Raw genomic sequence first — 258 nt, 5'->3', positions numbered from 1 at the left:
CTCGACGGCCTCCTTCATCGTGGAGCCGGGGTGGCTGCTGATGAGGTAGGGGACCACGTACTGCTCGAGCCCGGCGGCCTTCGTCGCGCGCTCGAAGCGGCGGCAGAACGCCTCGTAGACGGCGCGCGGCGGCTTGCCCATGGCGGCGAGCACCGTGTCGCTCACGTGCTCGGGCGCGAGGCGCAGCTGGCCGCTCACGTGGTGGCGCACGAGCTCGTCGAGGAACTTGTCGGATTTGTCGGCCAGGGTGTAGTCGAA

General features: G+C 69.8%; 1 pseudogene. It reads right to left on the bottom strand.

Annotation, left to right across the window (positions count from 1 at the left end):
* A pseudogene (locus ACT84W_RS06150) lies at positions 1–258 on the bottom strand (YgiQ family radical SAM protein); the annotation flags it as partial.

It is taken from the genome of Paratractidigestivibacter sp. (assembly GCF_052362415.1).
In the GTDB taxonomy this organism is placed as follows: domain Bacteria; phylum Actinomycetota; class Coriobacteriia; order Coriobacteriales; family Atopobiaceae; genus Paratractidigestivibacter.
Note: the sequence above shows the minus strand (reverse complement) of the source record. Positions and strands in the feature narration are given on the sequence as shown.